Genomic DNA, 25,526 nt, shown 5'->3' on the forward strand with positions numbered 1-25,526 from the left:
ATAAGGTTTGAGGGATTTGGGATTTAGGATTTTCAAAATTAAAATTTAACAGCTATTTCTCTGTGCTTCGCGCTTCCTGCCTCAAACTCCACTCTAATTCAGCAATTGTTGTACTTCCAACTTTATGGCTTCCAATTGTTTTTTAATCACTTCATCTTTAATATAAAAAAGTAAAAATTCAATTTGAATGATTTCATATTTGATATACCGCGGACTGTACAGCAAACGGAATACATGTTTAAAGCGGTCAATAATCTCTATTTCAATACTCGGCTTAAACTTGCTGTCCAATAACATCAAACCGTAATTGGCTTCAGCCATCCCAATAAGCACCGAAACATCTAAATCGGTTTTGTCAAAACTCTCCAATTCCTGATGAAAATCCTGCAAGTAGGTTTTGACATCCACGATACTCTCGAAGGCATTACTTTTATTGATTCTATCCAACAATTTATCGTCGCCCAAAAGTTCTAGGATATGACCAATGAAAATCAAATTGGACATGGCATCCAGCGCCTCACCGCTATAAGGATCACTCGAAGCTTTATAGGAATCTTCATAAAAGGTAAACGCTTTTTTTAGATACTCAATGCGTTCCTTATTGGTGTCTAAGAGTTTGGACGCTATTTTATAGGCATTACCAACGATATTGAGTCGGCTCGGATTTTTTCCAATCAAGGTCAAAAATTCAATTTCGTGGAGATCTTCCAAAAGCGTTTCTTTTTGAATACGATTGGTTTTGATGATGCAGTATTGCTCTAGGGCTTCGATAGAGAAATTTCCGCTCGTGTATTGAAATAAATCCTTGAATTTTTGGTATGCGATTTCAGAATAACCCAACTCGTTATAGATCATGGCTTCCTTTTCAAGCACAGAGGCATCCAATAAATTGGCATTCTGCACCTTTTCAAGGTAAAATTCCAGCTTGGTTAAGGTCGCCACCGTATTGTATTTTTGATCTCTTATGGCAATGAGTAGATTGTCTAAATCTGTATAGACCTGGGAGGAAATCACGTATTCCAGATCCTCTTTTTTGGTTTTCATTCTACTGTCAAACTGATAAAACTGATTGCCATAACATTGGTAAGCACCCCAAGTATTGGTGCTCTTATGAAGTTGGTAACAAGCCATTCTCGCTTTTTGTACCGCCATCCCAAAATTGTAACCTTCAAACATTTTATTATAAAACGCTTCAGCGAATGTTTTGGCAGCGGCATCGTCAACTGCCCAACCAGAAATAACTATGGCTTTCACGCCCATTTCAATCAACTGTGTGCCCACATTTGCCGCCAGTTTATAGCGTTGCTTACTATAATTATCATCTGCGGCATTCACAGCGCCAGAATAGCAGCAATTAATAAACACAAATTCTGGCACATAGCCCAATTGCTTGATCATGGCAGGATCGATACATATCCCATTGCCTATGGCGATACCTACTTCGCCTTTTTCTGGAGCATATAACCCATGACCAGAAAAATGCATGATCTTATAATCTTTATTGAACAGCTCCATCATAATTGTGGTGGCAGTACTGTTAAGCAAAACATTGCTCGTAAAGCCAAATCTGGTTAATTGGCCATTTAACCATTCCGCTTCGGCTTTAGCAGCTGGCAATTGTGGTAGATTTTCGTTTTCATACAGAGGATCTCCCACCACAAAAGCATTATTATTGCTGAGCGCTACTTTGTCGAAATCGTCTGGACTCTCTGCCACCAGCTGCCTAATAAAACTAGAACTTACCGACGCTGGTGTTTCATCAGTTTCTGGGTCGTGCAATAATTCCCAAGGAAGTTGGGCACTTTGCCTATCCATCTTGATGATCATGTTGGTTTGATTTCTAAAAATGTCCTTGAAATCATTAGGGATCAACATCTCGAATAAGGTTTTTGACAATCGTTTATTCCAAATGAATTGATACGCTTTATCTTCTAAAAGCAAATTTATGCGGTCCAGACCTATTCCTATCATCTCCTGCTCCACCCTTGCCGTACCATTGGTTGCATAGTAATTAAATCCCACCACTTTATTGGGCTCTGTAGTAGTTTCAGCTTGTTTAACAATGCTGTTGATGTGAAGGTTGTACCACCAATTATACTGACTATCACCAAATAGTTGTTTTTTCTTGGCTCCGGTACGTCTTAAAATACCCTTTTTCAAATTTATCAAGATGCGATTATCATTATCCTTGATTCTATTTAGGCTGAAGTAAGCCTGGCTTGCAATAGATTCATAATAATTGATGACTTCAATGTCCTTAATAAGTTTAAGACCCTCACCCTTTTCTTTAATATAGGTATTCGCTGCGGAAACACCCAATAAAATACCTTTGATGGAATCCTCTATTGGCAATTTACCATAACCTATGCCAATCAAAATAACCGAAATGCCATTGGCATATCGCTTCGCTTCAGGTAAGGTATAATTATCACGCATGAACATTGCATATTTTAAGGTGGCCATTTTTACCGTTTTAGCGACCAAAAAAGTAGTGAGTTTATCACTGTCCCCCATACCACAAACGATCGCACCTTTTGGCTGCGTTTTTAAATTGAAGAAAACTTCACTCTCTCCCACCCTACCAGGATAATACCCTATATCCAAGCGTTGGGATAAGCGGTTGTTGAGATAGCCATCCAAGGCTTTTTCGGCACTTAAAATCATATCCATATAGAAATGACCAACCAAAACAGGATAAGAAGCCACTTTGAGGTCACCATTCACAACCGTGACAGTGATCAACTCTGCTACTGGCTCGGTGGGTTGTTCTACATTAAAGATGGCATCCAGCACCGCGGTTTTATTGCCAAGTGGCTCGGCATATTCGTGAACCTCGCTAATGATCTCACCACTTCGTGATGCAGGAGAATTTGCACTTAGCTTAAGGGTACTACCAGAGGTAATAATATCGGCAATTCCTTCAAAAATATAGGTTTCATTGGCGAGATCACCATGCGATGTATTGGCGTAATACAGATTTTTACTGCCCTTCAATTGTTTAGGTATTCCAGATTGCCAGGTCACACTGCCATCACCATAAGAGGTAGCCTTGTAAACCAATTTTTCATTTTTGGATAAAAAGCGACTTTTAAAAGTGTAATCGAATACGGTTTCATTTGCTTTTCCGCAGATGTAAAAAATATTCTTGAAAAAACCGTCATTGTCCTCTTTATCCAAATGGTCCAAAAAGCTTATGACTTCAGTTCTAAAATCCTCAAAATCCTTAAGGGCGCGTGTGTTTTTTTCTGCGGGAGGCATGACCTCCAATTTGGCTTTTTCATTTAGCTCATCCCAAAATTGAGTTTCCCAAAACGCTCTTTTGCTGTGCATTTCTATTGGCATCAACTCAAAGACTCCAGGATATTTCCAAAATATTTTCAACAGATCCTTTTTAGAGTTTTTAAAATCGATTGCTGCTAATTGTTTTACCCTTTTGCTATGGCCTGTAAGCACCTCCATAATCAAATAAGAACCCAACCAAGGCGTGCCCAACATGATGAATTTGTTGTTTTTGTTTTTGGAAAACAGCTCCCAAGTTGGCTTGTGGCTCATCATGCACTGTCTAACCACCAAACCTCCCATGGAATGCGCCACGATATTGACACCAATACTTAATTGAGAAAGGGAATCCAAAAGTTCCTTTAGCGCCACTGCAGCAGATTTGACCGATTTTCGCCAATCAAATTCCAAAGTAATGACATCATGATTAGCTTCAAAATGCGCGCCCATTTTGGCATAATATTTTTTGATAATGCCAGAAGCTTCCACATTTGTGGCGCTAATATTCAGGTCGCTGGCTATGGTGCCTTTGTTGAGATTGGAGAAGCTAACCCAGCGATCTTCGTTATTGGTCGCCAAGGTAGAACCCATAATCCCTGGAACAATGATGACCACGTCCCTAGTTATATTTTTTGGTTTTAGTGAAAATCCATCCATAGAAAATAAATCGAGCACCACCCCTCTATCGGCAGCAGAATGCACCATTTTAGTGTAACTCAGTGCTGGTTTATTTTCTGAAGCCAGTAGGGCTTCCAAAATGGCATTTTGGGTATTGGAATTTGAGAAATACTTGAAATGGTTGGTTTCACTTCCCTTAGACGGAAAGGCGTAGATACCGTCTCGACGCTGCACGCCATGAAGCATGCGACGTGTATCGACCACCAAATCATTGGCTGCTTGATAGAATAGATTGGCCAGAATAACCTTCAAGGAATCAAGGTTGATTCCCGAGGCATCGGCATCGCCAGTAATGGCAAAGAGATCGCTTACCACAGCAGTATCTGCTGCGTTCATCATGTTTTGGAAAACACTTTCTGGCATCATACTGTTTAGCCCTGGTAAAACCTCTGGATCTTCTTTCTGGTTGATGAGCTCCAATAAAAACGATTTCACGTACTCGTACATTGGGTTTCTAATCCCAAATGCCAAGGATATGGCGTTGAGCAATAAATTGAAGAAATGATCCACTCTTCGCGATAAGATCGTTGTACCACTAGCTGGTGCGGCCACTCTAACAATCTTGACGATTTTTATGCGCTTACTAATAACCAATTCATTAATACTGAGCATCAATTTATGGGAGACCTTATCTTCTTTATAAACGATACTCAATTCATTTTCGCTAAAGCCAACTTGCGTATCAAAATTACGATGGTCACATTTCGCCAAAATATCGGCAACCAAGCCACCTCGTGAATGACTTAAGATGTCCAAAGTGCAATCATCTGGACAAGCCAGCAAGAAATCCAGCGCATTTTGCAATGGACTTTGAGACAAGGTATAATGTTCAAGTGCTATTATATTTGATCCATAAAGCAATTGCATTTCTTGCCAAACACCCGTACTTTTTAATCCCGAAAAGGCATCGATGGTTGTGGACAAGGTCCCATGAAGAAATAAAAGATAATGTGTTTTGGCGGTTTTTTTGAAGGGTTCTAATTTAAAATCAGCATTTAATTGGTAGAGACCAGGATGTGGCTGCACCTTCTGGTCATACGACTTTCCCAATTGGGTCATAGACACCTTTGCGACCGCTTTCGTTGAAAAAACGCTAAAAAGCTTTACCACAGCCCTGCTTACGAATCCTCTTGTTTGGTTATCGGCGGTGATTTGAGTCTCAAATAAATAATCCTCTTGTTTTCCTGATCGGTTCTCCAAAACACTTTTGCCATAAAGCTCTTGAATATCCTCTGGATGTCCAATCCATTCGGTATTATCAGTAAAATGGATCGCTAGCAAATCATCATCCTCAAACTCTATGATTATAGGTTTGTTTTCAGATCTGGTTGCAGCGACCTCAATACTTCGTTTGAGTCTAAATTTGTCATTTAAGCCTTCTGGTAGAGCGGTTTCGGTATGCGATAAGGTAATGTCGTTACCATACAATTTTGCAGTTTTTATCATGCCACAGCTATTTAAAAAAATTAAGGCATGTTGAGCAGTTTTCGTGTTCTTAACACAGCGCTAAGACAGAAACACTTTTACAGTGATTTCCATTGGGAATTCATAAAAACAACAAACCAAAAAGAAATTGTGTGGGGAACTATATACTTGTAATCAGAGGAAAGATACAAAAAAACTTAATATACATAACTTAAACTCAATATTTTTGAACATATAACCTATTAGTTATCAAACCTAAAGCAGCTGTTCAAACAGTTATCGTTTTATCATATTGGTTTAATAATAAAAGCTAAACTAAAAAATGCCGAGTGTTATTTCGGCATTTTTCAATAGTGAATTATAGCGCATCCCTAGAGGCTAAAACCTAATGAGAGCGTAAAATTGGAATTGTTGGTATCTAAGATTGCCGCATCGGTAAGACCAACTTCGAACAATCTGTTATTAATTGTTCTTTCAGCATAATCATATGTAAAATCCAGACTAGCGCTTCCAAATTTGTAACCTAACCCTGCAGAGTATCCATTTAGATTACCATAGAAACTATCGTTCTTATAAGGACTATCCTCAAAACGATAACCACCTCTAAAGCTCACTCTTTTGTAACGATATTCTCCACCTAATCTATAAGTATTGGATGCTTGAAGCGCGTTATTCATCAAGTTGTTTTGCGAAGCGAAGAACGGATCTGAAGTGGGCCTGAATTGAGTATTCGAAAAATCCTTACGAGAATAATCAAAACTTAACAAGCCTTTATCACCAAATACATAAGCCAAACTACCTGTTATTTTTCCTGGGGTTTTTAAATTATAATCTGGAAACACATTGACAACGTTAGGGTCTACCATTACTGTTTCAAAGCCATTTTGACCATTTCTTACCGTTGAAATATACTGGGTTGTTTCTTCAGTAATAGTGTACCAAGTTGGGGATTGATAGGTAAAGCCTGCTCGCAACTCATTGGTCACTTTTAGAATTGCACCCAATTGAAATGAAAAGCCATTGCCTCTCGTTGCTAAGCTATTTTCAAAATCAACATCGGTAACGAGCGATCCTGCATTGTTGTTGAATTCAGTGAAATTGGTAAAACGCTCATAATTGATAAAATGCGAATTTAAGTTAAGCCCTAAGTAGAGCGTCTCGCCATATTGTGTGGCTATATTGAATGTGAATTTTCCATTGTAGCCTGTGGCAGCATAATCATAAGATTGGTTGAAAGTTCCCGCACCAATATTAGAAGAATACACCGTATTTTCATCGGTATCTGCAGCGGGTTCTAAAATATAGGATTCATAACCCAAAAACGCCTGTTGGTTTCCAAAGCCATAGGCAGATCCAATTCCCGAATACCCCTCTGAAATTGTTTCATCTGAAAATGCTGAGATTTCATTCAAAGGCAAACCTTGAGCATAATCCAAAAAGTAGCGATCAATAGACCTTGTATTTGTTCCCGAGGCGTACCATTGATCTTCATAATTCGCGGTCTTGTCATACGCAAAACTCAAAGTGAATTTTTTCCATTTTGAATTTGGATCATTATTGGCAAAGACAAAAGCTGCACCCGCTTGATTGAGGTCAAATTTGGACTCTGATGATGAATTAAATCCGTTAAAATAATTCACATCATTATTGACGGTCAAACTAGAGAGTGAAAATGAGGCATGGCTCCTAGCAAATATGGCCGATCCTGCCGGATTGATACTTACCGCAGACATATCACCTCCCAGAGCACCGAAAGCACCACTCAAGGCTCTAAATCGAGCTGTGCCTTGTACCTCATCATTTGAAAATCGAACAGCATCTGAAATTTCCTGAGCGTAACTATGAGACATAGATAAGACACCTATGATCAGTAAACTTAACTTTTTCATTTATGTATTTTTAAAAGATTTTAGGACAATTGATTATCTACCTCCGCGGCGTGAAGACCCTCCACCAGAAGATCTTGAAGAGCCTCCTGACGATCTAGATGAAGAACCGCCCGACCTTGCGCTAGACGAACTGCTCCTGGATGAACGGTTGACCGAGGGCGTACTGCTTCTGCTTGGCGCTGAAGATCTTGCTCTAGAATTATTGCTTCGTCTAGACCTTACTTCATTCTGAGAGCTTCTTCTGGTCCTTACATCATTCCCCGAACTTCTTCTAGACGGACTTGATATTGTTGATCTAGTTCTTCTGGTTGCATCATACGTTGCACGAGATCTTGAGGAATTATCAGATCTTCTATTGATTGTTGCATTTCTTGACACATCAGACGAGGATCTTCTAGTACTGGAAGCATAGTCTCTGGTAATATTAGAATTGCTTCGCGAACCTCTACGACCGGCATTATAGGCATAATTTCCCCTATGATTGTTCCACCCGTTGTTATAAATTCCGTGAAAACCACCATTGAAACCAAAATTTCCGAAACCTTGGTTCCAACCCCAACCTTGATTCCAGCCCCAATTATTGAAACCCCAGCCCCAATTATTGAATCCCCATCTATTACCACCCCAAAATGGGTCCCAGCCAAAGCCGCCCCATCCAAAACCGCCCATTCCAAAACCGCCCATTCCAAAACCGCCCATTCCAAAGTTATTCCAACCGGTATCGTAGTAATTGATAGTAACATTTTCATTCGCGGCACCCCAACCCGCATAACCTACTTGGGCCTCATCCTCGTAAGGTTGATCGTAATCACTTGAATAAGTCTCAATATCGGTAAATACCGCAGGTTCCGCATCGGGCACATCTGCAAATTGGTTGGCCTTTTCAGCAAAATAATTTCTGTAATAAGAATTATTGGCTACTTCCGTAGTGGTTTTTACGGGTGCTTCTTCATAATTCACTTCTTCGTCAGAGTAAATCCCATCATTATCATAACCTACATACTGAAACGAACCGCAAGAAAATAAAGCGAACGCAAAGCCAAATGTAATAAAAAATGAAAATTTATTCTTTATGTATTTTGTGAGTAGCATATCTTTTTATTTATAGTGTTGAACAATACAAAAATAGTTAGTTTTGCTGAACTATTTCTTTATTTAACATAGTCGCAACTTTTGTGCCAAAACACTAAAAATGAGCAAAAACCTTACAAGTAGAGCAGATGATTACTCCAAGTGGTACAATGAACTGGTGGTTAAAGCCGATATGGCGGAGAACTCTGCTGTTAGAGGCTGCATGGTCATCAAACCTTATGGATACGCCATTTGGGAAAAGATGCAAGCAGAACTGGATCGCATGTTCAAGGAAACTGGCCATCAGAATGCGTATTTTCCTCTTTTCGTCCCAAAAAGCTTGTTTGAGGCTGAAGAAAAAAACGCTGAAGGTTTCGCTAAAGAATGTGCCATTGTGACGCATTATAGGCTACAGAACGACCCTGACAATCCAGGAAAACTTAGAGTAGACCCGGAAGCCAAGCTGGAGGAGGAATTAATTGTAAGACCTACCAGTGAAGCTATTATATGGAGCACCTACAAAGGTTGGATCCAGAGTTATCGTGATTTACCTATCTTAGTGAACCAATGGGCAAATGTGGTGCGCTGGGAAATGAGAACACGACTGTTTCTAAGAACGACGGAATTTTTATGGCAAGAAGGCCACACGGCCCATGCCACAAAACAAGAAGCCATTGCTGAAGCTGAACTCATGAATGATATCTATGCTGAATTTGCCGAAAATTTTATGGCGATTCCAGTTATTAAGGGTATAAAGACCGAAAGTGAACGTTTTGCTGGTGCCATTGAAACCTATTGTATCGAGGCCTTAATGCAGGACGGAAAAGCCTTACAAGCCGGAACATCACATTTCTTAGGCCAGAATTTCGCCAAAGCCTTTGATGTGAAATTCACGAATAAGGAAGGCCAATTGGAGTATGTCTGGGCGACCTCTTGGGGGGTTTCAACTCGTTTGATGGGCGCATTGATCATGACACACAGCGACGACAAAGGCTTAGTGCTTCCTCCAAACCTCGCCCCTTCCCAAGTGGTAATTGTGCCCATCTATAAAAATGAGGAGCAATTGGAGCTTATTACCGAGAAAGCGAATGGCATAATCAAAGGCTTAAAGCTTAAAGGCATCAGCTGCAAATTTGACGGGAGAACCACTCACCGTCCTGGTGCCAAATTCGCCCAGCATGAATTGCAGGGTGTCCCCTTAAGAGTTGCGATTGGCCCAAAGGATCTGGAAAACAACACAGCTGAGCTGGCGCGACGTGATAATTTGACAAAACAAATCATTGGGTTTGATGACTTAGAGCGCACTGTTGAAACACTTTTGACCACCATCCAGGAGGAATTGTTCACAAAAGCTTTAAATTTTAGAGATTCCCACATGACTAAAGTGGATGATTTTGAAGAATTTAAGAAGGTACTCGATAAAAAAACAGGTTTTATTTCAGCGCATTGGGATGGCACGGCAGAAACAGAACAAAAGATAAAAGACGCCACAAAAGCGACCATAAGATGCATCCCAATGGACGCCAAAGAAGAGCTTGGAACCTGCGTGTTTAGCGGGAAACCATCGAAACAAAGGGTGCTTTTTGCTAAGGCTTATTAATTTTTTTTAAAAAATTTTAAATAAATATTGCATCATTTAAAAATAGTTGTATTTTTGCATCCGCAATGAGGTAATTGCAAGTTCATTTTAAAACTGAAACAAAGATCATCAAAATCTAAATTTCAGAATGGAATAAATTAAAATGGCCCGTTCGTCTATCGGCTAGGACGCCAGGTTTTCATCCTGGTAAGAGGGGTTCGACTCCCCTACGGGCTACAATTTTTTAAATAAGAAGGTAATACAATGGCAAATCACAAGTCAGCATTAAAGAGAATTAGAAGTAACGAATCAAAGCGATTGACTAATAGATATCAGCACAAAACAACACGTAGTGCTATCAAAAAGTTGAGAGAAATGGAGAGCGGCAATGAAGCAAAGGAATATTTGCCAGAAGTCGTTTCCATGATTGATAAATTAGCTAAGAAAAATGTTATACATGATAACAAAGCTGCTAATTTGGTATCCAATTTAACAAAACACGTCGCAACCCTTAACTAAGAGAGTTATATTCACAAGATAGAGCTTCTCAATTGAGAAGCTTTTTTTATGTGGTAATAGTTCAATTCTAAAGCAGGAATACTATAAAGATCAAAAGCCCGTTGGTAAATTTACCAACGGGCTTTTAAGCATTAGTCCCTTTCAACCATTAGGCAAACAAAGGCTTGTCTCTCATCATGGCATTCACTTTTTCACTAATGGCTTTCAATTTGTCCTCATCTTGATTATTGCTGATAACCTCGTCAATGAAGTCGACAATGGCAGCCATGTCCGATTCTTTTAGACCTCTAGTGGTAACTGCAGCCGTCCCTATGCGAATCCCAGAAGTCACAAACGGACTCTTATCATCAAAAGGCACCATGTTTTTATTAACAGTAATGTCTGCCTTTCCTAAAGCCTCTTCGGCTTGCTTACCAGTAACGTCTTTATTTCTAAGATCGATAAGCATCATGTGATTATCGGTTCCCTTGGAAATGATATCATAATTTTTATCCACAAAGGCTTTGGCCATTGCACTGGCGTTTGCCTTAACTTGCAACATATAACGCATAAACTCATCGGTCAATGCCTCACCAAAAGCAATCGCTTTTGCCGCGATGATGTGCTCCAATGGACCACCTTGATTTCCTGGAAACACTGCTGAATCAAATAAGGATGACATTTTTTTAAGCGATCCGTTTTTCAGTTTCAAACCGAAAGGATTATCAAAATCCGCTCCCATCAATATCAATCCTCCTCTTGGGCCACGTAACGTTTTATGCGTTGTTGTGGTTACTACGTGGCAATGCGGAATAGGATCGTTTAAGATGCCTTTTGCTATCAATCCCGAGGGATGGGAAATATCGGCCAATAAAAGCGCGTCGACCTTATCGGCAATCTCGCGAAAACGCTTAAAATCCATATCCCTTGAATATGCCGATGCACCTGCAATGATCATTTTTGGTCGCTCCTTAATTGCGATTTCCTCAATTTTATCATAATCAAGCACCCCAGTCTCCTCTGTAACACCATAGAATGAAGGGGTATATAATTTCCCTGAAAAATTAACGGGAGATCCGTGGGTCAAGTGACCGCCATGGGATAGATCAAAACCTAAGATCTTATCTCCAGGGTTTAAACAAGCAGAAAAGACCGCTGTGTTTGCCTGACTTCCCGAATGGGGTTGCACATTGGCATACACGGCACCAAATAAGGTTTTTGCACGATCAATTGCAATTTGCTCTACCTCATCAACTATTTCACAGCCTCCGTAATAGCGTTTTCCAGGGTAGCCCTCGGCGTATTTATTGGTTAAGACCGAGCCTGCAGCCTCCATGACCTGGTCACTTACAAAGTTTTCTGAAGCTATCAGTTCAAGACCTTTGAGTTGACGCTCCTTTTCAGCTTCTATAAGTTCAAAAATTTGGTGATCACGTTGCATATTTCTTGGATTTAATTTGTTCGAAAACTTTTAAAAATTCCTATTAAAATCTATGGAATCTTCGATTGTGTTAAATTTTAGCAAAAGTAAGAAATTGATCATAGATATAATTTCAAAACAATATATTTAACCCATCTTTTATGAGTAGTCTATTAACAGTAAATTCATACCTGCTTTTTAAGATAAAATATGCTCTAAGATTAAAAAAATTATGTAGGTTTGAATAGATCAACACAACAATCAAAAAACAAAAAATATGCCATTATCAGCTAACAATCCAGACCGAAGTTCCTGGTTGCACGTGAGCAAGAATTCTGATTTTCCTATACAGAATATCCCATTCGGCGTTTTCTTAACCCGTGACGATATCATTACCATTGGCACCAGAATTGGCGACACTGCCATAGACCTAGGCGCATTGCATCAATTAGGTTATTTTGAAGGCATCCCCTTGACAGACGATATCTTTTTACAGGATACCTTGAACGATTTTATTGCCGATGGCAGAAAGACATGGCGTTTAGTAAGAAATCGAATTGCCGAAATTTTTGACAGCAATAACACTAAGCTTAAAAACAATCTCAAACACAAGGAGATCGTATGTTTCCGGTTGGATGAAATAGAAATGCAATTACCAGTGCAAATTGGCGATTATACCGATTTCTACTCGAGTATTGAGCACGCTAAAAATGTGGGCACGATGTTTAGAGATCCAGAGAATGCCTTGATGCCCAATTGGCTTCACATCCCAGTGGGATATCACGGCAGGAGTTCTTCTATAATTCCATCGGGAATTCCTGTGCACAGGCCTCAAGGTCAAACCATGCCAGCCGATAGTGATACACCGGTATTTGGACCTTCCAAATTGGTGGATTTTGAGTTGGAAATGGCTTTTATAACGACCGATGCCAACGATTTGGGCGAGTCCATTCCTGTAAACGAAGCTGAAGAATATATTTTTGGATTGGTGTTATTCAACGATTGGTCTGCCCGAGATATCCAAAAATGGGAATATGTGCCCTTAGGACCCTTTTTGGCTAAAAGTTTTGCATCGTCCATATCGCCATGGATTGTGACCTTGGATGCACTTGAACCCTTTAAAATTGATGGCCCTAAACCCATAAAACCACAATTACCGTATCTACAATTTAAAGGGAAGAAAAGCTACGATATCAACTTAGAAGTGTCCCTAAAACCCAAAGGTGCCAAAGAATCCATTTTAAGTAAAACCAATTTTAAATACATGTACTGGAACATGTCCCAACAATTGGCGCATCACACAATTAATGGCTGTCCTGTAAACTCGGGGGATATGATGGGCAGTGGCACTATATCTGGAGCGACGCCAGATACGTATGGCTCTATGTTAGAATTGACCTGGAGAGGCGAAAAGCCAATTAAAATGAGTGATGGCACTGAGCGAAAGTTTATCAATGACAACGATACTGTTATCATGCGCGGGTATTGTGAAAAAGACGGCACTCGCATAGGCTTTGGAGAAGTTTCCACCCAATTATTACCGATTTTTAATCCTAAAAAGAAAAAATAAGAAACATATTGATTCGAATTGAAACTTGAAACCAATAGCATGTTATTGGTTTCAAGTTTTTTTGTTTCCGCATGTCGTGTATTTAACGGAAGGCTTTTCCGAAGGCTAAAGCACTGCGTGTTTTGATTTGGCATCATTTTTGGATTTCTGGAATAATAAACACTTAAATTCCACGATTATGAAGCAATTACTACTCACTGCAGCACTTCTTTTGGTACTTACATCTTGTAGCGGAAGAAAACAAATTGGTAAAGCCATAAGTCATGGCAATTATGATCAAGCCATCCAAGAAGCGCTTGAAAAACTAGACCGCAATAAAGACAAGCCACGTAAACAGGATTTCATAGTCCTGCTGGAAGATGCGTATTACAAGGCAATGCAAGAAGATCTTCAACGCATCAACACCCTTAAAAAGGACAGCAATCCAGAGTACTTTAAAACAATTTATGAGATGTACTTGGATTTAGATGACAGACAGTTAGCTATTAAACGCGTGCTTCCGCTCAAGATAAATGGGAAAGATTTCAAATTGGAATTCAAAGACTATGCTTCAGAAATTGTTGACTATCGTTACAAAACTTCCGAATACCTATTGGCTCTTGGTAAATCGCAACTTAGCTCTGATAACAAATACGATGCTCGCGAAGCATACGATCAATTCAGTTATGTGGAAGCCATAAATCCAAATTTTAAAGATACAAGAGCATTACTACAAGAAGCACATCTCAAAGGAACTGATTTTGTTATGGTTTACATAGAAAATCAAACCAAACAAATCATTCCGAAGCAATTGGAAACAGATGTATTGAATTTTGACACTTATGGCCTCGATGCGTTTTGGACCACCTATCATGGATATATAGACCAAAACCTTAGCTATGATTACGACGTTGTTATGAGGCTTAAAGCCATTTCCCTCTCTCCAGAACGCGTACATGAAAAGCAGAAGTTGAATGAAAAAAACATCATTGATGGCTGGGAATACAAAAAAGACCGCAACGGATCGATCCTGTTGGACAGTCTTGGCAATAAGATGAAAATTGATAAAATAATCAATGCGAAAGCGCGCTATTTTGAAGTAAGTCAATATAAATCTGTAGAGGTCATTGCTGATGTTGTATTTAGCAAATTGGGTTCAAACAAACCTGTGGATAGCTTTAAACTCAACAGCACATTCATTTTTGAGAATTTTTATGCCTGGGTAAGAGGCGATGAGCGCGCCTTGAGCCTTCAAGAACGTGAATTGACAAGAAATAGAGCAGTACCCTTCCCTAGTGATCAACAAATGGTCTTCGATACTGGAGAGGATCTCAAACTGCAACTTAAGAATATACTCAGCGCTTACACATTGAATTAGGCTTTGAATTGCGCTCTAAATAGAAATCCACAATGGTTGCAAATCAACAACACTGTGGATTTTTTGTTTTGAAAGTGCCTGTATTATATAATCAATCGCACGCCACCCAACTCTTCAATACGGTAAGGGCAATCGACTCCAGGTGCACCAATAAACATAAAATTGACGGGAATGTTCCATTTTTTTGAGAGTTCCTCAATAAATTCTGGAGAAAACTCGCCGTCGAGCTTAACAAAATCTATTTTTATTTTGGGATACTCTTTATCTAAAAATTCAATTTCCTTTACCAAATCCTCCCGTAAATGCTCACCCTCCTTCAACACGGTAATGTATGGCCTCATTACCATAAATCACAGCTGTGGCCATGTTGAGAGAGCATTGTTGAAGTGGCGGCAAAGGAGGCCGTTGATTTACTTGTGGTATTTAAAAGTACGTTGTAAGCTCCGCCATTTGAGGGTAACACACCAACCACTTCTCCATAAATCTTCCTGAATAGAAATAACACAAAGGAGACAATCAATAGGGTAATCCATGCGTATTGTCCAGCAAAAGCGATAGCCAAGGCCGAGACGTACAGTACAGATGAGCTTATATCGTTACCGCAAATAGCAGTTGACGACAATTGTCCCAACTTTTTTTGATTTTTTCATAAAATCGTGAAGCCTTGAGTGAAGAAAACAGCGAGCTGTTATTTAAAGCTATACGAATTTAGTTGATATCTATAGTATTATTTGAAAGCTAAAGTTAATATTTTGAAAATTTTCTGACTTAAGTTTATTAGGGATAGCATTCTAGACCTCTAGTTTTTAATGGATTTAAGCCTTACTTCTTGATAAAGATGTTTGTGAAGTACCATTTTCCCTGAGTATTTTGCTCAGCGGAAACATCAAAATCTGTAAAATCGCCCTCAATGTTTGCTTTATGCCCCTCGCTTCTTAGCCAAGCCTGCACAACCGAATGCGCTGAACTATAGGCGTAGGCTACATTCTCAGAAACTTCCTGAGCAGCTACGTTGACAATCAAACTGTTTCGACGTTGGTAAAAATAATCATGAGACATATTGTTAACCTCCACCATATAATCGGTATGGGAATGCGCTACTGATTTGATTGTGGCATTACTGTTTAACGCATTAAGGCCAAGGGCAATGCGATGTTGGTTGATCAATTCTAAGATTTCAATCTCAATTTCCTTTGCTGAAGGTGGGCTTTGAAGTTCAAGATCATCTATAATTTCATTAGAGACGGTTTCAGTAGAACATGAAAACGATAAAATAGCGACCAAGGCCATGACTGGCAAAAATTTAGTAGGTTTCATAAGTAGGTTATTCTATTTGGGTACCCCTAAAATAATCTGCTTATAATTGAATAACTGTTAATGAAATGTTAAATTCGACTAACTACATGCAATTCATCGGTTTTTTAGGTAAAACATCGATCAAATGCATGGATTATTAATTAAATAAGGTTTTTAGACAGAAAAATAGTGTCGTTTGTCGATGATTTGTTAATATCAAGGCGAGAGTCGTTCACGTTTCCAATTATATTCCGAATCTAGCTTATAGCGCAGCCTATCGTGCAATCTATTAGGCCTTCCTTGCCAAAATTCTATTTCCACAGGCTTCACAATAATGCCTCCCCAAAAGTCGGGTCGTTCAATCACCTTGTCTTCATATTCATTTTCTAGATTGTGTAAACGATCCTCTAATAGTTTTCGGCTTTCAATAACCTTACTTTGATGCGATACCAACGCGCCCAATTGGCTTCCTCTTGGTCGCGATTGGAAATAGGCGTCACTCTGGCTTTCTTCAATTTTATCTGCTCTTCCCTTAATGATCACTTGCCTCTGCGCAGTTTCCCAGAAAAAGGACAAACATACATTTGAGTTGATCATGATGCCTCTGCCCTTTTCGCTCTCATAGTTGGTGTAAAAGGTAAAACCTTCCGCAGAAAATTCCTTGAGCAAAACCACTCTACTTTTTGGGAAACCATCCAAGCCAATAGTTGATAAGGTCATGGCGTTGACTTCTCCAACATCAAAATTAGTTTCAACCTCTTCAAACCATTTTTTAAAAAGATCAAAAGGGTTGTAGCCTACGTTTTTTTCGAGAAGTTGTTCTTTCTCATAAGATTTTCTGTAATTACCTAAGTCTGATTTCATTGCAGATTTGTTTTGTTTTTCGTTCTGATTTGCTTTTTCAGTTGATTAAATTCTTATAAATTTAGTGAAAATTAGCGTCAATGACATTTGAAGATAGCAAATATTCCAAGCTCATACCCTATAAAAAAGTTCAATTTCCCTTTGGCACGTTCTATCTTACAAAACATTTCACGATTTCAGAATTCAATGAAGGAGTTCATGTGGATTATGCTATTGCAAGTGATATTATTAGCCACTTTTCTGAAGAAATAAAGAGAGGTTTTAAAATTGGTTACATCGCCAATCGTATAAATTCCTATTCCTTTGATCTTCAATTATGGAAGGAGGTTAGTGATGACTATGATTTTCTTGTGGCAAGTGCTGTGGTTTCTTATACCAACTTCAACCATCTCAATGCTTCGTTGGAAAAGCACTTTTCAGAAAAAAGCTTGAAACGCTGTAAAAGCTTGGATGAAGCTATCAAATGGATTCTTGATCTGAAAGAGTTCAAGAATAAATGCAAAACCAATTAGACGATTGAACCTGAGCGCTTAAGTTACATTTTCATCGCATTTAAAGCCATGCCGAATGCTACCTATATTTGAAATCGATTAAGCTAAAACCCTTATACTTCAAACTGCTTGCCATCCTCTGCCAGTTCCACATTTTTGAAAATGCCTTGCGCTTCTTCCTGAAACACTTTGAAATCGCCATAGCGGGTAGAATAGTGTCCTAAAATCAAAAGGCCTGCTTTTGCCTTTAGAGCTATCTGCGCAGCCTGCTTGGCTGTAGAGTGCTTCGTCTTTGTGGCCAAATCGCTGTTCTTTTCCAAAAAGGTAGACTCGTGGTAAAGCATATCTACATTTTCAACAATTGGCACTATGCGCTCACTATAGGCCGTATCACTGCAAAATGCGTAACTTTTGGGCGGATTTGGTGCTTTACTCAATGCATTATTTGCAATAAGTTGTCCTTTCTTATTTACCACATCAAAACCTTGTTTGATCTTTTGGTAGTAGGCCACTTCAATATCTGCTTTCTTCACGGCGTTGATATCCAATTTACGCTCGCCAGGTTTTTCCTTAAACAAAAACCCGTTGGTATAGACACGATGGTCTAGCGGAATGGTATGCACTTCCACTTGATCATCTTCAAAAATCAATTCTGAAGTATTGGAACTCAATTCATGAAAAACCAATTGATAACTGGTCCAGGAAGCGGCCAATTTCATTTGAAGCGTTATGACTTCTTTCAAGCCTTTAGGCGCATATATATGCAAATCCTTCTCTCTTGTGAGCAAATTAAGGGTGGAAATCAATCCTGCCATTCCAAAAACATGATCGCCATGAAGATGCGAAATGAAGATGTGCATGATCTTGCCGAACTTGATTTTGTTTCGTCTCAGCTCCACCTGTGTACCTTCGCCACAATCTATCAAAAACGTATGATTTTTAATTTCCAGTACTTGTGAAGTGGTATTGCTATTAATGCGTGGGGTAGCACTATGACATCCCAGTATGGTTAATTTCATATCAATTTATTGAATGACATTTAGAGGCGACAAAACACAAAGACATGGATAGAGACACAAATTAAAAGCCCAAGTCGCGCTCCATTTCTTCCATTTCTATGACATCAAAGGCTTCCTTGGTTGTAGGCACTACAATGATCTCGTCTGGCGTTTCGCCCAAGTTGAAACTGTTGGACACGATAACAAAGGAATGCTTTGCGCGTCTATGTTTATTTGAAAGTTGCAAAAACTCCACAACATCCTGTAAAGTTACCTTATCTAATGACATTAGATTTACAATGATATTGTCATTTTTGAAGCGCTCATAAAGCACGTCGATTTTTTTCACAAGCTCTACAATAGACGCTTTTTCCTGAGTGATTAGGGTCGTATTCCCGTCTTTATCAATGATCATAATGTTAATGTTTTATTTTGGCTGCCAACAAATAAATCACTGCCATTCTTACCGCAACGCCATTCTGGACTTGATCCAAAATAATAGCTTGATCGGAGTCTGCCACATCGCTTGTTATTTCCACCCCTCTATTAATAGGGCCAGGATGCATGATGGTTATGGGCTTGTCTAATGAGTTTAGTAACTGTTTATCAACACCATATTGTTGTGTATATTCTCTTGTTGATGGAAAGTAGCTCATATCCATACGCTCGTTTTGAACGCGCAACATATTGGCCACATCACACCAGTTCAGCGCTTTTCTCAAATTGGTCTCCACTTGTACGCCCAAAGTATCAATATATTTAGGCAACAAGGTTTTGGGACCGCAAACCATGATTTGAGCGCCTTGTAATTGAAGCGCATAAATATTGGAGAGTGCTACCCTACTGTGCAAGATATCTCCAACAATGACCACTTTTTTTCCCTTGACCTCCCCTAACCGCTCTCTAATGGAATAACTATCCAGTAAGGCCTGGGTTGGGTGCTCGTGTGCGCCGTCTCCTGCATTGATAATGCTTGAATTGACGTGTTGCGACAGGAAGACACTCGCTCCAGGATTGGGGTGGCGCATGACTACCATGTCCACTTTCATGGAGAGTATATTGTTTACGGTATCTATTAAAGTCTCGCCTTTTTTTGTGGATGACTGCGAGGCGGAAAAATTGATGACATCTGCGGATAAGCGTTTTTCGGCCAACTCAAAAGAAAGCTTGGTGCGTGTGGAATTTTCAAAAAACAGGTTTGCGATGGTTATGTCTCTTAGCGAAGGCACTTTTTTGATTGGTCTATTGATAACCTCCTTGAAATGATCGGCCGTTTCAAAGATCAATTGGATATCTTGCTTTTTAAGATATTTAATCCCCAATAAGTGATTGACACTTAATTCGCTCATTTTTTTTAGTCTTCAGTTAGCAGTCGGTCTTCAGTCTTTATTCTCTATTCTCTGTACTTTGTACTTTATTAACTATTTATCAAATAAACCACATCTTCGCCTTCATTCTCCACCCAATTGACCTTTACTTTTTCTTCATTGATGGCATCCACTTGGCGCCCTCTGTAATTTGGCTGAATAGGCAAGTGCCTGCTGAAACGTCTATCAATCAAAGTCAACAATTCTATTTCATTAGGTCTACCAAAGGATTGTATGGCAGTTAAGGCTGCTCGAATGCTACGCCCTGTAAATAACACATCATCAATAAAAACAATGTTTTTGTTTTCTACAACAAAATCAATTACAGTGCTATTGGCTTCGAGTATTTTTTCACCTCTACGGAAATCATCCCGAAAAAAAGTAATATCGAGATAGCCCAGTTTGAGATTCTTGATCTTGTAATTGGTTTGGAGGAGTTTTGCCAAACGATCTGCAAGAAAGGTACCTCGCGGCTGTAATCCAATTAAAACAGTTTCAGAAAAATCATTGTGGTTCTCAATGAGTTGACAAGCCAATCGATGAAGAATGATGTTCAATTCTTTAGCATTAAGTAACACTTTTTGACTCATAAGGGTTTCGAACGGGTGTGATGTTCAAAGTTAAGGTAAAATTTTAGGCTTTGCAATGGTTTTTTTGTGGGGTTATGAAGATGTTTGCTGCGGAGTTATGTGCTCCAGTGTTGTGGAGTTGTTACACTGGGTTTCGCAGAGACTCCCAGAGATTCGAAGAGAAGATGTGTGGGATGTTCTACACGCTGTCATTGGCATGGCCGAAAGCTTTCAGCAGAAGCAATCTTATACACCAGTCTTTATAGTTTCATAAGATCGCAACCTCCTGCATCCCTACCGCCAAGGCAGGCTCGCAGTGAGCTCTAGATCGGAGATTTCGACTGTTGCTGTGAATGTGAATGTACTGTTGACTGCAGACTGTAGACTGCAGACTTTAGACTGTAGACCAAAAAAAAAGAGCCCATCAATTAAATGATGGACTCTTTTCAGTATTAAAAAATATTCAGTTTAAATGTTACTACTTGCGCAGCACTTATTTTTTTCCGTCCATTTTATCTTTAAGCGCTTGTAAAGCGTCGTTGGCATCTCCTAAAGTAGGTTTTGCTTCTGCTGCTTGCGTTTCTTGTTTCTTAACAGCTGCTTTTACATTTGCTATTTCCTCTTCCTTGAATATTGCTGTATGAGAAGCGACCACACGTTTGAATTCTTTATTGAACTCAATGATCTTAAACTCTGCAGATTCGCCTTTCTTAAGCTTGTTACCATCTTCTTTTTCCAAATGACGTTGTGGTACAAATGCCACGATGTCTTCGTTAAAGTCTATGGTTGCGCCTTTGTCAACGATTTCTCCAATCTCAGCAGTATGAAGGGTTCCTAAAGCGAACTCTGCTTCATACTTATCCCAAGGATTCTCTTCAGTTTGTTTGTGACCCAAAGATAATTTACGTCCTGAAACATCAAGTTCAAGAACTACAACATCTAAGTTATCACCTACGTTACAGAATTCACTTGGATGCTTGATTTTCTTAGTCCAAGATAGATCGGAGATGTAAATCAATCCGTCGATACCTTCTTCCAATTCCACAAAAACACCAAAGTTTGTAAAGTTACGTACAATACCAGTATGTTTTGAACCTACAGGATATTTAGACGTAATATCCGTCCATGGATCTTGCGACAATTGCTTGATACCAAGGGACATTTTACGATCTTCTCTATCTAAGGTCAATATTTCGGCTTCAATCTCGTCACCAACTTTTACGAAATCATTCGCAGAGCGTAAATGGGTTGACCAAGACATTTCACTTACGTGAACCAGTCCTTCAACACCTTCTTCTACTTCTACAAAAGCACCGTAATCTGCGATTACAACAACTTTACCTTTCACTCTATCGCCAATTTTCACAGTATCACCTAAGGCTTCCCATGGGTGCTTGCTCAATTGTTTCAAGCCTAATTGGATTCTAGATTTATCTTCATCAAAGTCTAAAATAACGACATTCAATTTCTGATCTAGATCAACAATCTCGTTTGGATGATTGATACGTGACCACGATAAATCTGTGATATGCACCAAGCCATCAACGCCTCCAAGATCAATAAACACACCATAAGAAGTGATGTTTTTAACTGTACCTTCAAGAACTTGACCTTTTTCAAGTTGACTGATGATTTCTTTTTTCTGCTCTTCGATATCGGCTTCGATAAGCGCTTTGTGAGACACCACAATGTTTTTGAACTCATGATTGATTTTAACCACCTTGAATTCCATTGTTTTGTTCACGTACTGATCGTAATCACGGATAGGCTTCACATCAATTTGAGATCCTGGCAAGAATGCCTCAATACCAAATACGTCAACGATCATACCGCCTTTAGTTCTGCATTTCACAAAACCGTTTACGATTTCACCATTGTCATGTGCATTGTTAACACGTTCCCATGCTTTGATTACACGTGCTTTACGGTGTGAGAGAATCAATTGACCCGTTGAATCTTCACGTACATCAATCAATACCTCAACTTTATCACCAACCTTAAGATCTGGATTGTATCTAAACTCATTAAGAGAGATGACACCTTCAGATTTAGCGTTGATGTCAATGATGGCATCACGATCTGAAAGATGGATCACGGTACCTTCTACGACTTCATCATCTAAGGTATCCACAAAATTTTCAGATACTAATTTTTCAAATTCCTCCAATTGCTTGTCATCTACTGGGTCAATTCCCTCTTCGTAGTTGTGCCAATTGAAATCCTCTAAAAATTTCTCTGGGTTTGCTTGAGCTTCAGACTGTTTGTGAGTCTTTTCAGTTTGCGTTTCTGTAGTTTCTACAGTTGTTGCTTCAGTAGAAGTCTCTACCTCAGCTTGGTTTGTTTCTTTTTCAGACATTTGCTGAATTAAAATTTGTATTCTGTTATGTTTAGAAAGCTTTAAGCGAATAACACACAGAAGTGTTATCATTGTTTTGTTTGATTCCCTTCATCTTTCTGACTCCGCTAAAAGGAGTGCAAAAATACAATTAAATAATCATTTTCACAAATTTAGAAGTCTTCATTTAACTTGTTGACAAACAGGACTGATAAATGTTAAAATTTAGAAAACACCGAAACCCTTTCGCATTTAAATTTGATATATTTACGAGACTATTAATTTCATTAAAAACTAACTTTATGGTAAAATCAAAATATCAAAGCGTTCTTGATTTAGGAGAACAGCTTAACATTCAACATGGCGATGTTAAAGTGGAAAACGGCGTTCTAAAAATGCACGGCACCGCTCCCACACAATATGAAAAAGACTTACTTTGGGATGAAATCAAATCGGTAGGTGGTGAAAACCCTAGTGATATCATGGCCGACATCAAAGTTGCCGATACCTCTGTTTACCACAGACATACCGTTAAAAAGGGAGAGACTTTAGGTAAAATCGCCAAGCATTATTACGGTGATGCTTCAAAATACCAAAAGATTTTCAAAGCAAATACAGATGTTCTAAAAAACCCAGACATGATTCATCCAGATCAGGAACTGGTAATTCCTAATAAAGATTAAAGGATCATTTCAAATTAAAAAAAGCGACTCTTGGGTCGCTTTTTTGATTCAATGGATTTTAAAACTGAAAGATAGATTCCTCCATACACTTTTGAATATTCCTAGTGCCATCTTTTATGCTGAGATTTTTTCTTCGGAAAGCTTTAAGATGAATTCAAACTGCTCATCCAAAGTCATGTTGGAATTATCCACACGAATAGCGTCTTCTGCCTTTACCAACGGCGAATCTTTGCGGGTAGAATCTACTAAATCCCGGGATTGTACGTTTTCCAAAACGGCTTCATAACTCACTTTATCACCGCGCTCCAATAACTCATCGTAACGTCTTTGCGCTCTCTTTTCTGCGGAAGCGGTCATGAACAATTTCAACTCTGCATCAGGGAAAACCACTGTGCCAATATCCCGACCATCCATAACGACCCCTTTATCCTTTCCGAAGGCTTGCTGTTGTTTTACCAAACGTTGCCTAACCTCAGAAACTGTGGCCACCTGACTTACAAATTGTGAAACCTCCATGTTTCTTACCTCCTGCTCTACGTTGGTTCCATTGAGATACACCTCAGCAAAACCAAGGTTCTCATTGAATTTAAAGTTGACTTTTACCTTATCTAGATGCGCAATAAGGCCTTCTTTATCAAAGGCATCGTCAGAAATTAAATCGTTTTGCATCGCATAAAAGGTAACCGCACGATACATGGCTCCAGTATCTACGTAAACATAGCCCAGAGCCTTTGCCAAACGTTTCGCTACGGTGCTTTTGCCTGTGGATGAGAATCCGTCAATGGCAATGGTTATTATCTTTTTCATGCTTCTCGCTCGCCCTCTCCAAAGGAGAAGGAATTTTTAATTATTTTAATTCCCATAATCCCGAACTATCGGAAGGGAATTTTTAAATATTTTTCAAATTTATAATTCGAATTAATTTTGCCTCAAATTCGAATCCTTGCAATGTATTGCGAATCCGTACGGGTCGGTCGCGACCGACCCGTACGTCATAAATTATTTTCGCAAATCAATTTGAATCCCAAAAAAATTAGCATTCGATGCTCCAGAATATCTGGCATGCGTATAACTAAAACGCATTTTATTGAGCTTTATGCCCAAACCGAATGACAATCCCGAAAAATTGCGCTGTTCTAAAATACGCAATTCTTCTGCTCTTCTAAAATTATAGGCCATTCTAATGTTGAAGCCGCGTTCTGGAAAAAGCTCTGCTCCTATTATGGTATGACGTAAAACCTCATTAAAAAAACCAACTTTCTCTTGGGTTTGGTTGCCATCAAGATCGGTTGTGGCTCGCGACGGATTCGAAAACCCAATTGGCCATTGCTGCAAATTCTCAAAGGTCAAATGCCATCGTAAAGGCATGTTTTCAAGCGTTTGTGACAGCCCTAGATTTACTTCTAAAGGCAATTTTTCATTCAAGTCTGCATAGGTTAGGATTTGCGTACCCAAATTACGCACCGTTATGGCGGCATGAAAATCCAAGCGCTCATTAATATAAATGGCTCCAAAGTCTGCAGCAATACCAATGGAATTGTACTGCTCCAATTTGGAGGTGATCATTTTCAGATTGGCACCCAAATAAAAATCGGTAAACGGAATTTGATAGGCATAGCCAACAGATAAAGCCGCTTCATTACCCGTAAAGGTGCCTGTGGAAACGCCATTGAGGTCATACCCATCAAAACTTCCGTAGTTGATGTAAGTCATCCCAAAATGGAAGGTTTGCAAGTGCCTATCCCAAGTGTAGGCATAAGCTGCAGAACCGTAACTTATTCCGCCTAAATAACTCGAGTAATTGAGTGCCAATTGATTGTCCATTTCAGGATTGATGGTCGCAGGATTGAATAATCCCCCGGTCACATCATAATCAAAGTTGGTGATTACCTTACCCCCCAAAGCCGCTTGTCTTGGCGAAGCAATTAAATTCAAGAACTGATATGTCGATTCACCACCCAATTGCGCAGCGCAAATGCCTGTAAAAGCGAGACAACAAATTGTGGTAATTTTCTTTAGCATAAAGTGTGCAAAGTAACTAAATCTATCTTAAAACGGTGGCATGCCCAATTTATTTTTAGAGCACAAAAAAGAGGTCGATTAAAACCTCTTTTTGTCAACTTTCAGACCAAATAGCCCGAAACAGTTATAATTACA

At 39.2% G+C, this 25,526-nt stretch carries 21 protein-coding genes and 1 tRNA gene; 7 read left to right on the forward strand and 15 right to left on the reverse strand.

All coding sequences use genetic code 11. From position 1 onward, the window contains the following. Positions 1–93 precede the first annotated feature (93 nt). From ESY88_RS08235 to ESY88_RS08245, 3 genes are all read right to left on the reverse strand, one after another. Positions 94–5,403: a CHAT domain-containing protein gene (locus tag ESY88_RS08235; RefSeq protein ID WP_147087942.1), complete on the reverse strand. Its 5,310-nt coding sequence runs from the start codon at positions 5,401–5,403 to the stop codon at positions 94–96. A 350-nt stretch (positions 5,404–5,753) separates the two neighbouring features. Further along, positions 5,754–7,271, reverse strand: coding sequence for an OmpP1/FadL family transporter (locus ESY88_RS08240; RefSeq protein WP_147087943.1), 1,518 nt, complete (start codon positions 7,269–7,271; stop codon positions 5,754–5,756). Between the two features lie 33 nt (positions 7,272–7,304). Continuing rightward, complete coding sequence (locus ESY88_RS08245) at positions 7,305–8,363, reverse strand: hypothetical protein (RefSeq protein WP_147087944.1); 1,059 nt, start codon at positions 8,361–8,363, stop codon at positions 7,305–7,307. A 100-nt stretch (positions 8,364–8,463) separates the two neighbouring features. On the opposite strand from ESY88_RS08245, the gene proS reads away from it, so the two are divergent. The 3 genes from proS (at position 8,464) to rpsT (ending at position 10,440) form a co-directional block, all read left to right on the forward strand. Next, complete coding sequence (proS, locus tag ESY88_RS08250) at positions 8,464–9,942, forward strand: proline--tRNA ligase (protein WP_147087945.1); 1,479 nt, start codon at positions 8,464–8,466, stop codon at positions 9,940–9,942. A 144-nt stretch (positions 9,943–10,086) separates the two neighbouring features. Beyond that, positions 10,087–10,158 (forward strand) — tRNA-Glu (locus ESY88_RS08255). Positions 10,159–10,185: 27 nt separating this feature from the next. Next, positions 10,186–10,440 carry a 30S ribosomal protein S20 gene (rpsT, locus tag ESY88_RS08260; protein ID WP_147087946.1) on the forward strand — a complete coding sequence of 85 codons (255 nt, stop codon included), beginning with the start codon at positions 10,186–10,188 and terminating at the stop codon, positions 10,438–10,440. Positions 10,441–10,588: 148 nt separating this feature from the next. Here rpsT and ESY88_RS08265 read toward each other — a convergent pair whose 3' ends face one another. Next, complete coding sequence (locus ESY88_RS08265) at positions 10,589–11,860, reverse strand: serine hydroxymethyltransferase (RefSeq protein WP_147087947.1); 1,272 nt, start codon at positions 11,858–11,860, stop codon at positions 10,589–10,591. 256 nt (positions 11,861–12,116) lie between these two features. Between ESY88_RS08265 and fahA the strand changes: the two genes are divergently transcribed. Together fahA and ESY88_RS08275 are read left to right on the forward strand one after the other, a co-directional pair. After that, positions 12,117–13,409 (forward strand): fumarylacetoacetase, encoded by a 1,293-nt coding sequence (fahA, locus tag ESY88_RS08270; RefSeq protein ID WP_147087948.1) that lies wholly within the window; start codon positions 12,117–12,119, stop codon positions 13,407–13,409. 178 nt (positions 13,410–13,587) lie between these two features. Beyond that, on the forward strand, positions 13,588–14,766 hold the full coding sequence (locus ESY88_RS08275) for a hypothetical protein (RefSeq protein WP_223270767.1): 1,179 nt from the start codon (positions 13,588–13,590) through the stop codon (positions 14,764–14,766). Positions 14,767–14,849: 83 nt separating this feature from the next. On the opposite strand, the gene ESY88_RS08280 is transcribed toward ESY88_RS08275, so the two are convergent. From ESY88_RS08280 to pdxH, 4 genes are all read right to left on the reverse strand, one after another. Then, entirely contained in the window at positions 14,850–15,107 is a 258-nt protein-coding gene (locus tag ESY88_RS08280; RefSeq protein ID WP_147087949.1) for a hypothetical protein, read from the reverse strand. Beyond that, positions 15,107–15,397 carry an amino acid permease gene (locus ESY88_RS08285; RefSeq protein WP_223270768.1) on the reverse strand — a complete coding sequence of 97 codons (291 nt, stop codon included), beginning with the start codon at positions 15,395–15,397 and terminating at the stop codon, positions 15,107–15,109. The genes ESY88_RS08280 and ESY88_RS08285 overlap by 1 nt, the downstream gene beginning before the upstream one ends. 191 nt (positions 15,398–15,588) lie before the next feature. Then, positions 15,589–16,083 carry a CAP domain-containing protein gene (locus ESY88_RS08290; protein WP_147087950.1) on the reverse strand — a complete coding sequence of 165 codons (495 nt, stop codon included), beginning with the start codon at positions 16,081–16,083 and terminating at the stop codon, positions 15,589–15,591. Positions 16,084–16,278: 195 nt separating this feature from the next. Then, positions 16,279–16,926: a pyridoxamine 5'-phosphate oxidase gene (gene pdxH / locus ESY88_RS08295; RefSeq protein ID WP_147087951.1), complete on the reverse strand. Its 648-nt coding sequence runs from the start codon at positions 16,924–16,926 to the stop codon at positions 16,279–16,281. Between the two features lie 80 nt (positions 16,927–17,006). Between pdxH and ESY88_RS08300 the strand changes: the two genes are divergently transcribed. Then, complete coding sequence (locus tag ESY88_RS08300; protein WP_147087952.1) at positions 17,007–17,438, forward strand: hypothetical protein; 432 nt, start codon at positions 17,007–17,009, stop codon at positions 17,436–17,438. Positions 17,439–17,530: 92 nt separating this feature from the next. Here the strand turns inward: ESY88_RS08300 and ESY88_RS08305 are convergent, their stop codons facing one another. From ESY88_RS08305 to rpsA, 5 genes are all read right to left on the reverse strand, one after another. Then, complete coding sequence (locus ESY88_RS08305) at positions 17,531–18,436, reverse strand: ribonuclease Z (RefSeq protein WP_147087953.1); 906 nt, start codon at positions 18,434–18,436, stop codon at positions 17,531–17,533. 61 nt (positions 18,437–18,497) lie between these two features. Beyond that, entirely contained in the window at positions 18,498–18,830 is a 333-nt protein-coding gene (locus ESY88_RS08310) for a ribonuclease Z (protein ID WP_147087954.1), read from the reverse strand. A gap of 4 nt (positions 18,831–18,834) precedes the next feature. Next, entirely contained in the window at positions 18,835–19,764 is a 930-nt protein-coding gene (locus ESY88_RS08315) for an aspartate carbamoyltransferase catalytic subunit (RefSeq protein WP_147087955.1), read from the reverse strand. Positions 19,765–19,832: 68 nt separating this feature from the next. Next, positions 19,833–20,372, reverse strand: coding sequence for a bifunctional pyr operon transcriptional regulator/uracil phosphoribosyltransferase PyrR (gene pyrR / locus ESY88_RS08320; RefSeq protein WP_147087956.1), 540 nt, complete (start codon positions 20,370–20,372; stop codon positions 19,833–19,835). 472 nt (positions 20,373–20,844) lie between these two features. Further along, positions 20,845–22,707, reverse strand: a complete 1,863-nt coding sequence (rpsA, locus tag ESY88_RS08325) for a 30S ribosomal protein S1 (RefSeq protein ID WP_147087957.1) — start codon at positions 22,705–22,707, stop codon at positions 20,845–20,847. Positions 22,708–22,988: 281 nt separating this feature from the next. Between rpsA and ESY88_RS08330 the strand changes: the two genes are divergently transcribed. Next, the gene (locus ESY88_RS08330; RefSeq protein ID WP_147087958.1) at positions 22,989–23,369 is read left to right on the forward strand and encodes a LysM peptidoglycan-binding domain-containing protein; all 381 of its coding nucleotides are present in this window, start codon (positions 22,989–22,991) and stop codon (positions 23,367–23,369) included. 114 nt (positions 23,370–23,483) lie between these two features. On the opposite strand, the gene cmk is transcribed toward ESY88_RS08330, so the two are convergent. Beyond that, positions 23,484–24,176, reverse strand: coding sequence for a (d)CMP kinase (cmk, locus tag ESY88_RS08335; protein WP_147087959.1), 693 nt, complete (start codon positions 24,174–24,176; stop codon positions 23,484–23,486). A 192-nt stretch (positions 24,177–24,368) separates the two neighbouring features. Further along, entirely contained in the window at positions 24,369–25,391 is a 1,023-nt protein-coding gene (porQ, locus tag ESY88_RS08340; RefSeq protein WP_147087960.1) for a type IX secretion system protein PorQ, read from the reverse strand. Positions 25,392–25,526 lie beyond the last annotated feature (135 nt).

It is taken from the genome of Subsaximicrobium wynnwilliamsii, assembly GCF_007997225.1.
GTDB classification, from domain to species: domain Bacteria; phylum Bacteroidota; class Bacteroidia; order Flavobacteriales; family Flavobacteriaceae; genus Psychroserpens; species Psychroserpens wynnwilliamsii.

What these genes read in the sequence shown, in the direction of transcription:
- ESY88_RS08310 (WP_147087954.1), bottom strand. Translation starts at nt 18,830, where the DNA reads ATGATCATTGATAAAGACGGGAATACGACCCTAATCACTCAGGAAAAA.
- cmk (WP_147087959.1), bottom strand. Translation starts at nt 24,176, where the DNA reads ATGAAAAAGATAATAACCATTGCCATTGACGGATTCTCATCCACAGGC.
- pyrR (WP_147087956.1), bottom strand. Translation starts at nt 20,372, where the DNA reads ATGAGTCAAAAAGTGTTACTTAATGCTAAAGAATTGAACATCATTCTT.
- ESY88_RS08275 (WP_223270767.1), top strand. Translation starts at nt 13,588, where the DNA reads ATGAAGCAATTACTACTCACTGCAGCACTTCTTTTGGTACTTACATCT.
- ESY88_RS08290 (WP_147087950.1), bottom strand. Translation starts at nt 16,083, where the DNA reads ATGAAACCTACTAAATTTTTGCCAGTCATGGCCTTGGTCGCTATTTTA.
- fahA (WP_147087948.1), top strand. Translation starts at nt 12,117, where the DNA reads ATGCCATTATCAGCTAACAATCCAGACCGAAGTTCCTGGTTGCACGTG.
- ESY88_RS08235 (WP_147087942.1), bottom strand. Translation starts at nt 5,403, where the DNA reads ATGATAAAAACTGCAAAATTGTATGGTAACGACATTACCTTATCGCAT.
- porQ (WP_147087960.1), bottom strand. Translation starts at nt 25,391, where the DNA reads ATGCTAAAGAAAATTACCACAATTTGTTGTCTCGCTTTTACAGGCATT.
- rpsT (WP_147087946.1), top strand. Translation starts at nt 10,186, where the DNA reads ATGGCAAATCACAAGTCAGCATTAAAGAGAATTAGAAGTAACGAATCA.
- ESY88_RS08330 (WP_147087958.1), top strand. Translation starts at nt 22,989, where the DNA reads ATGGTAAAATCAAAATATCAAAGCGTTCTTGATTTAGGAGAACAGCTT.
- ESY88_RS08315 (WP_147087955.1), bottom strand. Translation starts at nt 19,764, where the DNA reads ATGAGCGAATTAAGTGTCAATCACTTATTGGGGATTAAATATCTTAAA.
- ESY88_RS08245 (WP_147087944.1), bottom strand. Translation starts at nt 8,363, where the DNA reads ATGCTACTCACAAAATACATAAAGAATAAATTTTCATTTTTTATTACA.
- ESY88_RS08265 (WP_147087947.1), bottom strand. Translation starts at nt 11,860, where the DNA reads ATGCAACGTGATCACCAAATTTTTGAACTTATAGAAGCTGAAAAGGAG.
- ESY88_RS08280 (WP_147087949.1), bottom strand. Translation starts at nt 15,107, where the DNA reads ATGAGGCCATACATTACCGTGTTGAAGGAGGGTGAGCATTTACGGGAG.
- ESY88_RS08305 (WP_147087953.1), bottom strand. Translation starts at nt 18,436, where the DNA reads ATGAAATTAACCATACTGGGATGTCATAGTGCTACCCCACGCATTAAT.
- ESY88_RS08300 (WP_147087952.1), top strand. Translation starts at nt 17,007, where the DNA reads ATGACATTTGAAGATAGCAAATATTCCAAGCTCATACCCTATAAAAAA.
- proS (WP_147087945.1), top strand. Translation starts at nt 8,464, where the DNA reads ATGAGCAAAAACCTTACAAGTAGAGCAGATGATTACTCCAAGTGGTAC.
- pdxH (WP_147087951.1), bottom strand. Translation starts at nt 16,926, where the DNA reads ATGAAATCAGACTTAGGTAATTACAGAAAATCTTATGAGAAAGAACAA.
- rpsA (WP_147087957.1), bottom strand. Translation starts at nt 22,707, where the DNA reads ATGTCTGAAAAAGAAACAAACCAAGCTGAGGTAGAGACTTCTACTGAA.
- ESY88_RS08240 (WP_147087943.1), bottom strand. Translation starts at nt 7,271, where the DNA reads ATGAAAAAGTTAAGTTTACTGATCATAGGTGTCTTATCTATGTCTCAT.